The organism is Inhella inkyongensis, from assembly GCF_005952805.1.
GTDB lineage: Bacteria > Pseudomonadota > Gammaproteobacteria > Burkholderiales > Burkholderiaceae_C > Inhella > Inhella inkyongensis.
Genome location: NZ_CP040709.1, coordinates 152,779 through 165,440, shown reverse-complemented (window position 1 = coordinate 165,440; position 12,662 = coordinate 152,779). Strand labels below are relative to the sequence as shown.

Sequence of the window (12,662 nt, the reverse complement as noted above, 5' to 3'; positions counted from 1 at the left end):
GCGAAGGAATGCCCGTGCCCGCCGTGATGAACTCGATCGAAGCCGCTGTCGATGCGGTGTTGGCCCAGGTGACCGGCCCCATCGTGCTGGGCCTGCCGCTGGGCATTGGCAAGCCCAACCCCTTCGTGAACGCGCTGTACCGCCGCATCAAGGCCGACCCAACCCGGCGCCTGACGATCGTGACCGCGCTGTCGCTTGAAAAGCCCAGCGGCAAGAGCGAGTTGGAGCAGGCCTTCCTCGGCCCCCTGGTGGAGCGGGTGTTCAAGGACTACCCGGACTTCGACTATGTGAAGGATCTGCGGGGCCCAGGACTGCCACCCAATATCGAGGTGCGCGAGTTCTTCCTGAAGACCGGCGACTACCTGCGCAACCCGGCCGCGCAGCAGCACTACATCAGCACCAACTACACGTTTGCAGCACGCGACCTGGTGAGCCAGGGCATCAATGTGGTGGCGCAGGCGGTGGCCGAACGCGGCAGCGGCGCGGGCTGGGAGCTCAGCCTGTCCAGCAACCCGGACCTGACGCACGAGCTGATCGAGCGCTGCGCCGCCGCCGGCCGGCCGCTGCTGAAGATCGGGGTGGTCAACCGGGCCATGCCCTTCATGGAGGGCGGAGCGCGGGTGCTGCCCTCAGCCTTCGATCTGGTGGTCACAGACCCCGCCGCCACCCACACCCTGTTCGCGCCGCCCAACGGCAAGATCAGCACCACGGACTACGCCATCGGCCTGCACGCCAGCAGCCTGGTGGTGGACGGCGGCACGCTGCAGATCGGCATCGGCTCGCTCGGCGACGCCATCGCCCAGGCGCTGATCCTGCGCGAGCGCCAGCCCGAGAACTACCGCAGCATCTTGCTCGGCCTATGCCCCGAGGGCTTGCGCGATCGCGAGCTGGGTCGCTTCGAGCAAGGCCTGTACGGCTGCTCGGAGATGTTCGTCAACGGCTTTTTGAAACTGATGCAGGCCGGCATCGTGCGCCGCAAGGTGTTTGCCGACTTGGACACGCAGCGCCGCGTGAACGCCGGTGAGCTGGACCCGGCGACGCTGCCGGGCGGTGTGTGCATGACGGGCGGCTTCTTCCTCGGCCCTGGCGACTTCTACCAAGCCCTGCGCGATCTGACGCCGGCCCAGCGCGCCGAGATCGACATGACGCGCATCGACTTCATCAACCAGCTCGACAGCCCCTGCGGCGCCGAGATGGAGCTCAAGCGCGCCCAGCGCCGCGGCGCGCGCTTCATGAACACCACCATGAAGGTAACCCTGCTGGGCGCGGCCGCCAGCGATGCGCTGGACAGTGGCGCGGTGGTCAGCGGCGTGGGCGGACAGTACAACTTCGTCGCCATGGGCCATGCGCTGCCGGATGCGCGCTCCATCCTGATGCTGCGGGCCTGCAAGGAGACGGCCGACGGCCCGGTCAGCAACATCGTCTGGAGCTATGGCCACTGCACCATCCCGCGCCATCTGCGCGATGTGGTGATCACCGAGTACGGCGTGGCCGATCTACGCGGGCACAGCGATGCCGAGGTCATCAAGCGCCTGATCCAGATCGCCGACTCGCGCTTCCAGCCCGAGCTGATCCAGCAGGCCCAGGCCGCCGGCAAGCTGGAAGCCGACTGGCAGCTGCCCGCTGCCTACACGCGCAACACCCCGCAGGCCCTGGACGCCGCCCTGCACCCCTTCACCCAGCAGGGCCTGCTGCCGGGCTTCCCCTTCGGCACCGACCTGACGGCCGACGAGCTCAAGATCGTGGCCGCGCTGCGCCGCCTGAAGAAGGCCACGCAGAACCCGGTGGAGCTGGTGAAGTTGGCCGTCAAGAGCCTGTGGGAAGGCAAGGAGGCCCCGCCCGCCTACCTGGAGCGCCTGGGGCTGGACGAGGCCCAGGGCTTCAAGGCAATGTTCATCCGCAAGCTGTTTGCGGGGAATTTATAGGCCCATCGCAGCCCCGTTGCGGGCCCATCACGGGCGGGCATCTCGGCATCCGCCGCGCATCGGATGACCCGCGCGTGACATGCCATCACCCCCGATGGCATGGCGGTTAAAACCGCCTCTTTTGGCCTGCTCAGCCAGGCCTGAAATCCTGACGATGGGCCGGCGGGTGAAATCCCTCGCCCGCATCTCACGTCAGGAGTTTGATCATGATTTCAAGCATTGGGGGGTCGGGCGGTAGACCCGACTTCTCGCGCATCCAGGCCCAGATGCAGCAAAAGAGCGCTCAGGCCTTCAGCAAGGCCGACGGCGATGGCAGCGGGAGCCTCAACGTCGACGAATTCAGGTCCATGGTGAAGAACTCGCCCATGGCCAAGATGGGCGGCTCCGCACAGACCGACAAGGCCAGCGAGGTCTTTGGAAAACTGGATGCCGATGGCGATGGCGCGCTGACCCAGACCGAGTTGAAAGGTGGGATGTCGAAGCTGCAGGAGAAGATGTCCACCCAGATGTTTGCTCGTATGAATCCGGGCCGTGGGGAGTCCGGCACCGGGCAGGGCGCCCCCGATGTGCTCAAGCAGCTCGGCGCGCTGCTGCAGGCCCTGAGCCAGGACGGGCCGGGCCGGGCCGCATCGTCCCTCCAGGCCTCGATCAGTCTGTCAGCCTAAGTAGGGTGTCCCGGCGCTGGGCCTGGCCTGGCGCCGCACCAATGAACTGCTCTGGCCAGAGCAAGAGCGAAGTCAACCAGAGAAGGGCCGCAACCGCTGGCTTAGGGGCCGCTGCGATGCCATCAAGCCCATGGCGGGCTAGGGCTTTGCTGGTGGCCGGATGTCGATCCGCAGGCTGTGCGGCACCGCGCCGTTGGCCACGGGTTTGCGCGCCAGGAACTCAAGGCTGGAGGCTTGCTGGCGCAGGTGCGCATCCAGAAAGTGCCGCACATAGAGCGCCACCATGCCAAAGGCCTGGCGCACCTCGGCACGGCTGTATTCGCCATAACCGGCATCGCTGGCTTCGCGCATGCGGCGTGAGACAAAGTCGGCGTGCTGCATCGGGTAGACGATCAGCTGGGTCACCTCGGCGTACTGGGCCGCGTTCAGCAGGCTGAAGGTGGTGTCGATACCGCTGCGCTGAATCTGCGCAATCGTGTCGGGCGAGCGCGAGACATAGAGCCACGGAGCGGTCAGGCGCTGGACATCAATCTGACGCGTCAGAGCGGGCTCGCGCGTGCCGTCCAGGCTGATGATGGCGCCGATCTGTGGGTCGCGCGCAGCAGCAAACAGATTGCTCATACCGCCCCAACTCCAGCCCATCACGGCCACGCGTTGCGGATCGGCAGCCGTCCACTGCGGGGCCTGTCGGATCAAGGCCTGAAGGGTGGCCACTTGGGGCTCCACATGGGCCAACGTCTCCTCGACCTCACGGCCATCGGCGCCCATGCCCACGCTGCTGACCACCACATAGCCATGGCTGGCCAGGTACTCGAACAAGTCGGCGTTTTCATCGGCCGGGCCGCCCACGCCGGCCGCATAGACCACCAAGGGGAATCGTCCTGGCGCAGGCACAGCTTGGCTACGGGCCTGCAGCGGGGCGTCCAACACCGCCTGGCCGGATACCCCGAGCCGGCGCATCAGACTGGCCTGCTGCTGGGCCCTGCCTTCGCGCAACTGTGTGGCGCTCAGGTCGGTGCGCAGAGCACTCAGCCGGGTGGCCATCAGATCGCCGTAGCGCAGCGGCGGAGCGTCCGAAACGCTGGTGTCCGCGGGGTACCAAATCAGCACCTGCGCGGGCAGCCCGGCCTCGCGCGGCGCGGCCGGCTGGATCACCCGAAGGCCTACTGCATGCGGGCCGGCGGGCTGCGAAATCGGGGGGTCAGCTTGGGCCGGCGGCACCTGTGCCAGCAGCACCAGGGCCAGCAGAGCCACGCAAAGCCCGGGCCTCAACTCACCACCCCTGGCAAGCCCTCCGAGCTCGCAGCCGCCGTGCCGCAATACATGCAGGCCCGCTGACGCGGGTGCACGGTACGCCCACAGCTGGTGCAGGCCTGGGCCTTGCGCCCCATCTTGCCGTCCAACTGCCCATCGCGCAGATCGATCTCGCGCACCTTAGCAACGATGGCCTGTTCACTCACTCCCTGCGCTTGCAGCAGCTCGACCAGGGCCTGGGTCACCAGGGCCAGGCCATCGATCTTGGATTCCAAGCGCCGCAGCTCCTGCGCCTGTGCATCACGCTCGGTGCATTGCTGATCGCGCAGATCCCGCGTGGCCTGCTTGGCTTCCTTGATCTGATAGTGCTGAAACACATCCCAAAGATCGAACATGCAAGGGCCTCCATGCGTTGCAGGGGCCGAAATGGTACGGAGTCAGGGGGCCCCGATGAGCCGGCCTCAGCCCAATTCCGTTCGGTTCCGCCCAGCGGCCTTAGCGCGATAGAGAGCCTGATCGGCCGCATTCCACGGGGCCTCCCCCGCTTCAACCGCAGCCAGTCCCAGACTGATCGTCACCTGGAGCCCGTCGGCCAGAACGCTCCAGTCATGTGCAGCAATCAGGTTGCGCAGCCGCTCGCACAACGCGAACGCCTGATCGGCCTTCACGTCCGGTAGCAACAGCAAGAACTCTTCCCCACCCAAGCGCGCGGCCAAGTCCCCCGGACGGATGCAGGTCCTGAGCATCTGCCCGATGGTGCGCAAGACCTGATCGCCGACATCATGCCCATGGCGATCATTGATCTTCTTGAAGTGATCCAGATCCAGGATCACGGCCATCGGGGGTTGTCGCGAAGCGCCCACGGCGCTTAACAAGCCGGGCAGACTGGCCTGCATCGCCCGGCGGTTGCCCAGGCCTGTCAGAGGGTCGATGTGGGCCTCAAGCTCCCATTGCCGCGCCAGACCGCGCATGCGGTCTGCATCGGCCTCGGCCCGGCGCGCTCGGGTCCGTTCGGCCTCCACCTCATCTTGGTGAAGGACAGCCCAGGTCTGAAGGCTGGCGCGCGCCTTGGTTTGGCGCAAGCTCAGCGCATGCAAGGCCTCGAATGCATTCAAGGCCTGCTCGAATTCGCCGCGCTGGCGATGCGCCTTGACCCGCAGATGTTGCAACTCGATGTGTCCGATCAGGTCCGCTTCCGGCAGGGCCGTGGACAGGTCTTGCAGGGTATCCAGCGCCTCGGCAACTTGGCCCTGGCGCAGCATCCACTCGACACAAACGGCCTGCGCCCCGACGAACAACTGAGTGAGTGCATGCTCATGGCCCAGCGCTGCCGCACGCCGCGCGAGTTCCTGACTTTGGGCCGCGTTGTCCAGGCCCATGAGCAGGCGACTGCGATTCAGCAAGCAGATCCCCTGGCTGTGCACATTGCCCAAGGATTCCGCCAGCTTTTGTGCTCGCTCCAGCCTTTGCAAAGCCAAGGTCATTTGCTCCACGGTCTGCGGCAACTGGCTCAGCAGAGCGTCCACCACAAACCAGGCTCGGTTGTGAAGGATGGAGAACTGAAGATCCGGAGCCCCCAGGGTCACCGACACGGCCTCAGCGCGTTCGAATAGCTCTGATGCTCGAGCCATCTCCCCCAGCTGATGGGACACCTGCGCCAGTCGACAGTCGGCCCAAGCCTGGGCCAGCCCCCCTCCGGCCTTCTCAGCGGCCGCGGCTGCGCTGCGGGCATGCATCAGTCCTTGCGGCAACCACTCAGCCTGCAGACAAGCGACCGCCTGGACACCTTCCAAAGTGGCCAACTCAGCCCACAGACCATCACGCTGCAATAGCGGTGCGGCGACCCGACCCGCAGCCAGACAGCCCTTGAGATTGCCCAACCTGAGGCGGTGGAGGGCCAGGAGCGAGAACGCTTCCCCGCTGGATCGAAGGCGCAGCGCCTCCTCAGCCTGCGCGGCCCCAGCGCCATGCTGCCCCAATCGCGCCGACTCGCGCGAAGCAGCCAGCAAAGCGTCGAATGAAGTGGACTCCATAGACTCGTTACAGGAATGCGGCGCCCCGGTCACAGCGGCCTGGGCCCTAAATTGCGCGGACCGTTTTCTTCCAGTTGGCCGTGCGGCAAGGCCATGCTCGCCGCGAGCTCAGGGCCGACATGGTGGCGCAGGATCTTTTCCACCGTGCCATCGGCCAGCAGGCTCTGCAGGGCTTGGCGCAAGTGCTTGCGATCCGCCTCCGCCACCGTGCGGCGCGACAGGATCAAGCCGCCCACGACCGGTTCCCTGCGGGCCCAATCCAGCAGCTCGGCCTCGCGGTCGATGCCGTGTCGACGGGCCGCCAACAGCCAGCTCGTGGCCGGTGCAATGAACGCATCCACCCGACCGACTTTGAAGAGCCGCACCACGGCTTCGGTGTCACCGGCCTCGATGACGCGACCTGGCTGAGCGCGCAAGGGCTCCAACCAGGCATCAAAGAAGCTGCCGTGTTTGAAGCTCTTCACCACGGCAATGCGCAGTTCGGCTTGTTTGAGAAAGCCCTCGGGGTCCCGCGCAGATACGGGCACACCGCGCCGCAGCACCAGCATGTTGCGACTGTAGAAGTAGGGCACGAACTCCGCGAACTGCTCCCTTTCGGCGTTGGCGATGCCGGAAACGCTGAGGTCCAGCTGCCCGTTCGCCAATTGGCTCCAGATGCGCGGCCGGGAATCCAGCCGCGTGTCGATGCGGCAGCCGCTGCGCTCACGCAAAGCATTCACCACATCCAGGTCGATGCCGCGTTCCTGGCCTTGCTCGTCCAGGTAATACAACAGGCCGAACTCGTAAAAGGCCAGGCTGAATGGCCCGCAGGCCTGGGCCAAAGGTGCCCAGCTCAGCAGAACCCAGCAAAGGCTGATCCACCCGACTCGCGGTTTGAGCTTGCGACGCATGGACCGATTCTGAACCTTGCCAATCGTCGGCGGCTCGGCGGCAGGATCAGGGCGTGCCCATGGCCTGACGCCAGCGCATGGCGTCGTGGATGCGGTGGCGGGCGCTGGGGTGGTGGAAGAACACGAACTCCTCCAGCGCGCCGGGATCGGGCTTGCGGTAGTCGCTCAGCTTGAGGATGGCCTCGGCAAAGCCATGCGGGTCACGTGCCAGGTTCAGGCCGAAGCGGTCGGCCTCGATCTCCTGGGTGCGGATGATGGTGTTGAACACCGGCGTGGCCGCCAGCATGAAGACCGAGAACACCGCCGCCAGCAGCGGCAGGCTGGCCACATCGTCCACGGCCTGGGTGCCCCAGCGGGCGCCCCAGCGCGCGAACAGGCGCTGCATCGCCCATTGGCAGAACAGCAGGCCAAACAGAATCAGCAGCGCGAACTGCAGCAGCATCTTGGGCCCATGGTTGAGCACATAGTGGCCGATCTCGTGCGCCATCACACCGCGAATCTCGGGCACCGAGGTGCGCTTGAGCAAGTTGTCGTTGAGCCGCACCGCCGCCGTGGCACCCAACCCGCTGACATTGGCGCTGATGCGCTGGGTCTGGCGCGAGGCATCGAACCAGTAGATCTCGTCGCTGGGCACGCCGTTGGATTGCGCCAGCGCCAGCAAAGCCTCGCGCAAGGGGCTGGGTTCCAACGGCTTGTAGTCGTTGAAGAGCGGTGCGATCAAAACCGGGTGCACCAGCAGCATCAGGGCCAGCAAGGCACTGCTGGCCGCGGTGCCCCACAGCCACCAGCGGCTGCCGGCACGACGGAAGACCGCGTACAGCACCGCAACCGCCAGCATGGCACCCAGGGCCTCGATGCCCAGATTGATCAATTGCTCGGCCCACCAATCCAGTGCGCTCTGGTTGGCCATGCCATAGGCGTGCTCGCGCACATAGCCGCGGTAGAAGGTCAGCGGCAGGGCCAAGGCTGCAGCACTCAAGCCATAGACGCCGCCAAAGAGCGCATCTCGTGCCCAGGCGCGTCGCCCAAGCCTTTGCGCCCAGTCGCGCACGCGCGCCGAACGGCGGCCGCTCAGCATCAACGCGGCAATGCCAAGGCCCAGCGCAAACTCTCCCAGCTGCAGCCAGTAGCCGCCTTCTTCATAGGCATTGGCGCGCTGCACAGCGGCGGCAGGCAGACGATCCAGATAAGCCTGGGTGGCCAGTTTGGCGTCGCGCGGCAGGGCGGCACGCCACGCGTCGTCGACGGGTGCGATGAGGCTCGAAGCACGCCTGTCGCTCTCGGAGCCCGCAGACAGGTCCGCAGCCCATGCCGGACTGGCCAGATGTAGGCCTAGCAAGAGGAGGATCCCTGCGAAGAACATGGTGAAACTGAAGCGCATAGGACTCCGGGGTTGGGTGCAGGAAGGAAGGGGCCGCAGTGTGCACAAGGCGCCGGATTTCAGAACACGGCCATGCGACAGAACGGGCATTCGACTGGATGAGTTGCTTGATTTGGCACAAGCCCGCAGGCGAGCGAACTCCTAGGATCAAGCTCTCGGGTGGCACCCGCCGCCCCTGCCTCAGGAGCCTGCCATGAGCATTCGAAAGGTCGTCGTCCACTTTGCCGATGGGGGCGCAGCCAGCCGGCATGCGCTGACCGTGGCGGCGGCCCTGGCCCGCCGCCATGCGGCCTTGCTCAGCGTGCACGCGGTGGCGCCCGCGCCGTCGGAAGGGGCCTATCTGAACCCCGAGACCGCGGCCCTGGCGGCCCAGGTCCAAGAGGAGTTGTTGCGCGCACTGAAGGATCAGGCCAGTGCGGCCGTGCAGGAGCTGGCACCGGGGCTGGAGCTGGAGTTGGTGGTGCGAGCGCAGAACCCCGCCCAACATTTCGCGCAGGCCGGTCGTGTGGCGGACCTGCTGGTGCTGGGCCAGGTGGAGCCCGGCGTTGGCTTGGGGCTGGAGGCGCAAGGGCACATCCTGGTGCAGTCGGCCTGTCCCGTGCTGGTGGTGCCGCATATCGGTGCGCCGCCCACCTTGGGGGAGTCGCCGGTGCTCGCGTGGTCGGGCAGCCGAGAGTCGGCCCGGGCCCTGCAGGCGTCGCTGCCCTGGCTGCCCTGGGTCAAAAAGTTGGAACTGTTGACGCTCTCCAACGAACTGCCGTCCGGCTGGAACGATGCACTGGCCTTGCTGCGTCGCCACGGGGCGCCGGTCGAGCCCTGCCATCTCAAACCCAGCACGCCTCCCAGTCTGGGCGAACGTCTGGCGCGCGCCTGGAGCCCCGATGCCAGCACCGCCGAGACCTTGCTCTCGCATGTGGCGGACAGCGGCGCCGACCTGATCGTCTGCGGCGCCTACGGCCATCCCCGGGCTTGGGAGCTGGTGCTGGGTGGGGTGACACGCGAGCTGTTGCACAGCATGACAGTGCCGGTGCTGTTCAGCCATTGAGGGCACACTCGGCGGCTTTCGCTTGAAAGCCGCCATGGCCCGTGCCCGTGCCTTTGTCCGTTTGCCGCTGCTGCTGCAGGATCTGCCCGGCCTGGGCCGCCTGCTGACCGAGGCCACCCTGGGCCTGACCGATGTGGTCGAGGCCATGCATGCCCGCATCGCCTCCGTCCCCTTGCAGCGTGCCGACGCCACGGCGCGCACCCGTGGACTAACGCGGCAGGTCTACCGTGCCGTGCGCGGTAGCACCGCCGGTGTGGGCCGCAGCGTGGACCTGTTGCTACGCCAGCTGCCCACGCGCGCGCCCGCTGAATCGCCGCCGCAGCGCGAGGCCTGGCTGGCGGCACTGAATGGGGTGCTGGGGGACCATCTGCAGCGCAGCGCCAACCCCTTGGCCCTGCCCATGCGCTTGCGGATGGACGGGCAGGCTCTCAGCCTGGACCGTGAAGCCCTGGCGACCCGCGTGCAAGGTGACACCCTGTTGCTGCTGGCCCATGGCCTGTGCATGAACGATCTGCAGTGGCAGCAAGGGGAACAGAACCACGGCCGGCAACTGGCCCAGGCCTTGGGCGTGCCGCCGCTTTATCTGCACTACAACACCGGTCTGCCCATCGCGGCCAATGGGCGCGAACTGGCCACCTTGCTGGGGCAGCTGGTTTCGCGATGGCCGGTGCCGCTGCGGCGCATCGTGCTGCTCGGGCACAGCATGGGCGGCCTGGTGCTGCGCAGTGCCTTGCATCAGGCCCAAGGCGCGGCTTGGACGAAGCAAGTCAGCCATCTGCTCTGCCTGGGTAGCCCGCATCTGGGAGCGCCGCTGGAGCGCGCCGGCCGCGGCGTGGACCTGTTGCTGGGCGCCGCGCCCTATGCCGCGCCCCTGGCCCGCCTGGGCCGGCTGCGCAGCGCCGGCATCTCTGATCTGCGCCACGGCCGCCTGCTGGACCACAGCCCGGTGGACCGTGCCCCGCGCGCGGCCCTGCCGCTGCCAGATGGCGTGGCCTGCCATGCGCTGGCCGGCACCCTGGGGTCGCTGACGGCCGCCAAGAGCCGGCTGCTGGGCGACGGCCTGGTGCCGCTGAACAGCGCGCTGGGCCGGCACCGCGACCCCGCGCTCTGCCTGAACTTCCCGGCGGCCCACCAGCATGTGTTCGATGGCCTGGGGCACATCGAGCTGCTGGGCAGCCCGGCCGTAGGGCAACAGCTGGTGGACATCCTGACGCGCTAGGAGCGTGGGCGGCAGGTCAGAGCGTCTCGCGCCAGAAGGCCAGCAGGGCGGCGAATCCCTGCGCCTGGGCCTGCGCGGTGGCGGCCGGCTGGCCCCCGCTCTTCATCGGGCCCTCGTTGTAGTGGGTGGTCGGGCCCGTGCCGGTGCCGCCCAGATAGTGGCCGGCCTCGGGGTGGGTGATGAGCACGGTCTTCAGACCCGGCACCCGGGCGCGACGGGCGGCGATGGCCTCCGCCATGGCCCCACTGGCCCAGAGCTGGTCGTCCCCGCCGCCAAGCAAGAACAATGGCGCCCGGATGCGCTCGACCGGAATGCGCGCGCGCTCGATCTGCTCGGGGGTGGCCGCCGCCCGCCCCTGGTCATGCGGGCGGCGAATGCGGATCGGCTGCCCGCTGGCGGCCCCGGCAAATTCCTGCTGGAAGCCTTGATAGGGCACGAAGTCCAGGGGCTTGCCCTGCCAGGAGAAGCTGGCGCGCTGACCCGGCTCGATGCCGGGGCCCCAGCCCTCCCAAACGACATCGGTAGGCACGATGGCCGCGATGGCCTTGATCCACGGCATCTTGCTGCCGGCAATCAGCGCGAACTCGGCACCCTTGCTGGTACCCATCAGGCCGATGCGCTCGACATCGGCCTCGGGCTGCTGGGCCAGCCAGGCGCGGGCGGCCTCCAGCCGGTCCACGGGAATGTCCACGAAGGCCGACGGCAGCTCCGGAATTTCCGGCGGCTTCATGCCCGTGGGGCTCCAGATCGACGGGGAGTAGTAGGGCAGGGCCAGTACCGCGTAGCCGCGCGAGGCCCAGTCGGCGGCGCTGCGGGTGATCAAGCTGCCGCCCTCGCTGCCGCCGAGCAGGATCAGGGTGGGCCGTCGAGTGGCGCCCGCCGGCGTGACGAACAGGGCCCCCGGAAAGGGCTCGGCCTTGCGCTGGGGCAGGTCGGGCAGGGCATTGCGCAGGCTCAAGTTCGCCTGGGCCAGCGGCCGCCCTTCGGCGTCACTGAGTTGGAACTGGATGCGGTTGAACTCGGGCTGCTCGACCGCGCCAGGCTGCGCCGTCATGGACCACAACAGGCCGCGCACATCGGCCCCGGTGTAACTGCTCTTAGGCAACGGTGCGCGTTGGGCCAGGTCGACGCGACCCTGGCCATCGGCCTCAAAGCGGGCCTGGGATTCAAAGCGCCGGACTTGGCCGGTGTTGAAGGCGCGCACCACCCGGCTGGCCTTGAGCACCACCTGCTGGCCGGGCTGCAGATCGCTCAGCGCCAGGTGGATGGGGTCGCCAGCCAGCACGGGTTGCTCGGTGTTGGTGATGATGCGCTGAGCCAGCACTGGCCCCGTAAGGCAGGCCAAGGCGGCCAGACTCAGAAGGCGAGTCGCGGAGAGGGTCATGGAGAACTCTGGAGTGGGAACGGGGCGAACTCTAGAAATCCGCGCCCCCGTTGGGTGCGGCCATTGGACGAATGGCAAGTTGCCGCGATGAATCGACAGCGGGGCGCTTGGACGGGGTCAGTCCAGCGCCCGAGCCAGCGCAGCACGCGCCAGCAGGCGGGTCGAGTCCAGCACCGGCAGCGGCACCTGGGCATCGCTGAGCAATAGCGGCAGTTCGGTGCAGCCCAGCACCACGCCGTCGCAGCCCTCCTCGCGCTGCAGGCGCTCGATGACCTGCAGGCAATGGAGCCGGGCCGCATCGCTGAACTGGCCGCAGACCATCTCGTCCATGATGTAACGCGACACCGAGTCGCGCTCGGCATCGCTGGGGCGCACGCAGGCGATGCCACGCACCGTCAGCGCCTGCGGGTAGACCTCGCTGTCCACCAGCCAGCGCGTGCCCAGCAGGGCCAGGCGGCGCAGTCCGCGTTGGTGCGCAGCGCGCGTCACGGCATCGGCGATCGAGATCCAGGGCAGCGGGCTCTTGGGCAGCACCCAGGGCAGGGCTTGGTGGATGGTGTTGTCAGGGCAGATCAGAAAGCGCGCCCCGGCCTTGGCCAGCTTCTGGGCCGAGTCCAGCATCATGGCCGCCACGGCCTGCCAATCGCCCGCATCCAGCGCCGCCACATAGCGCCCCAGCGAGTGGCCGTGCAGCACCACCTCGGGGTGGGCATGTGGCCCCATGCGATCGGCCGCCTCCAGGCATAACGTGCGGTAGCAAAGCGCCGCGCCTTCTGAGGAACAGGCCACGATGCCGATGGTCTTGGAGCTGGCCATAAGGGAATGCGTTGCGGAAGGTCTCAATGATCGCCCAAGCTCCGCCGACA

At 67.5% G+C, this 12,662-nt stretch carries 11 protein-coding genes; 4 read left to right on the top strand and 7 right to left on the bottom strand.

The genetic code is table 11. The features are described 5' to 3' along the window. The first annotated feature begins 8 nt into the window (after nucleotides 1–8). The gene (locus FF090_RS00890; RefSeq protein ID WP_138854937.1) at nucleotides 9–1,925 is read left to right on the top strand and encodes an acetyl-CoA hydrolase/transferase C-terminal domain-containing protein; all 1,917 of its coding nucleotides are present in this window, start codon (nucleotides 9–11) and stop codon (nucleotides 1,923–1,925) included. Nucleotides 1,926–2,131: 206 nt separating this feature from the next. Continuing rightward, a complete protein-coding gene (locus tag FF090_RS00885; RefSeq protein WP_138854936.1) occupies nucleotides 2,132–2,590 on the top strand; it encodes an EF-hand domain-containing protein in 459 nt (152 codons plus the stop codon). Between the two features lie 138 nt (nucleotides 2,591–2,728). Here the strand turns inward: FF090_RS00885 and FF090_RS00880 are convergent, their stop codons facing one another. The 5 genes from FF090_RS00880 to FF090_RS00860 all read right to left on the bottom strand — a co-directional run bounded on the left by FF090_RS00880 (nucleotide 2,729) and on the right by FF090_RS00860 (nucleotide 8,106). Then, on the bottom strand, nucleotides 2,729–3,844 hold the full coding sequence (locus FF090_RS00880) for a dienelactone hydrolase family protein (RefSeq protein WP_138854935.1): 1,116 nt from the start codon (nucleotides 3,842–3,844) through the stop codon (nucleotides 2,729–2,731). Nucleotides 3,845–3,858: 14 nt separating this feature from the next. After that, nucleotides 3,859–4,239: a zinc ribbon domain-containing protein gene (locus tag FF090_RS00875; RefSeq protein ID WP_138854934.1), complete on the bottom strand. Its 381-nt coding sequence runs from the start codon at nucleotides 4,237–4,239 to the stop codon at nucleotides 3,859–3,861. A 66-nt stretch (nucleotides 4,240–4,305) separates the two neighbouring features. Beyond that, nucleotides 4,306–5,877: a GGDEF domain-containing protein gene (locus FF090_RS00870; RefSeq protein ID WP_138854933.1), complete on the bottom strand. Its 1,572-nt coding sequence runs from the start codon at nucleotides 5,875–5,877 to the stop codon at nucleotides 4,306–4,308. Between the two features lie 29 nt (nucleotides 5,878–5,906). Continuing rightward, nucleotides 5,907–6,767: a substrate-binding periplasmic protein gene (locus tag FF090_RS00865; RefSeq protein WP_138854932.1), complete on the bottom strand. Its 861-nt coding sequence runs from the start codon at nucleotides 6,765–6,767 to the stop codon at nucleotides 5,907–5,909. 46 nt (nucleotides 6,768–6,813) lie between these two features. After that, nucleotides 6,814–8,106 (bottom strand): M48 family metallopeptidase, encoded by a 1,293-nt coding sequence (locus FF090_RS00860; RefSeq protein ID WP_175423455.1) that lies wholly within the window; start codon nucleotides 8,104–8,106, stop codon nucleotides 6,814–6,816. A 235-nt stretch (nucleotides 8,107–8,341) separates the two neighbouring features. Here FF090_RS00860 and FF090_RS00855 point away from each other — a divergent pair, with 235 nt between their 5' ends. Then, entirely contained in the window at nucleotides 8,342–9,193 is an 852-nt protein-coding gene (locus FF090_RS00855) for a universal stress protein (protein ID WP_138854930.1), read from the top strand. A 34-nt stretch (nucleotides 9,194–9,227) separates the two neighbouring features. Then, nucleotides 9,228–10,412 carry an esterase/lipase family protein gene (locus FF090_RS00850; RefSeq protein ID WP_138854929.1) on the top strand — a complete coding sequence of 395 codons (1,185 nt, stop codon included), beginning with the start codon at nucleotides 9,228–9,230 and terminating at the stop codon, nucleotides 10,410–10,412. A gap of 16 nt (nucleotides 10,413–10,428) precedes the next feature. On the opposite strand, the gene FF090_RS00845 is transcribed toward FF090_RS00850, so the two are convergent. Then, nucleotides 10,429–11,796, bottom strand: a complete 1,368-nt coding sequence (locus FF090_RS00845; RefSeq protein WP_138854928.1) for an acyl-CoA thioester hydrolase/BAAT C-terminal domain-containing protein — start codon at nucleotides 11,794–11,796, stop codon at nucleotides 10,429–10,431. Nucleotides 11,797–11,913: 117 nt separating this feature from the next. Further along, complete coding sequence (locus FF090_RS00840; RefSeq protein WP_138854927.1) at nucleotides 11,914–12,612, bottom strand: aspartate/glutamate racemase family protein; 699 nt, start codon at nucleotides 12,610–12,612, stop codon at nucleotides 11,914–11,916. Between the last annotated feature and the right edge of the window lie 50 nt (nucleotides 12,613–12,662).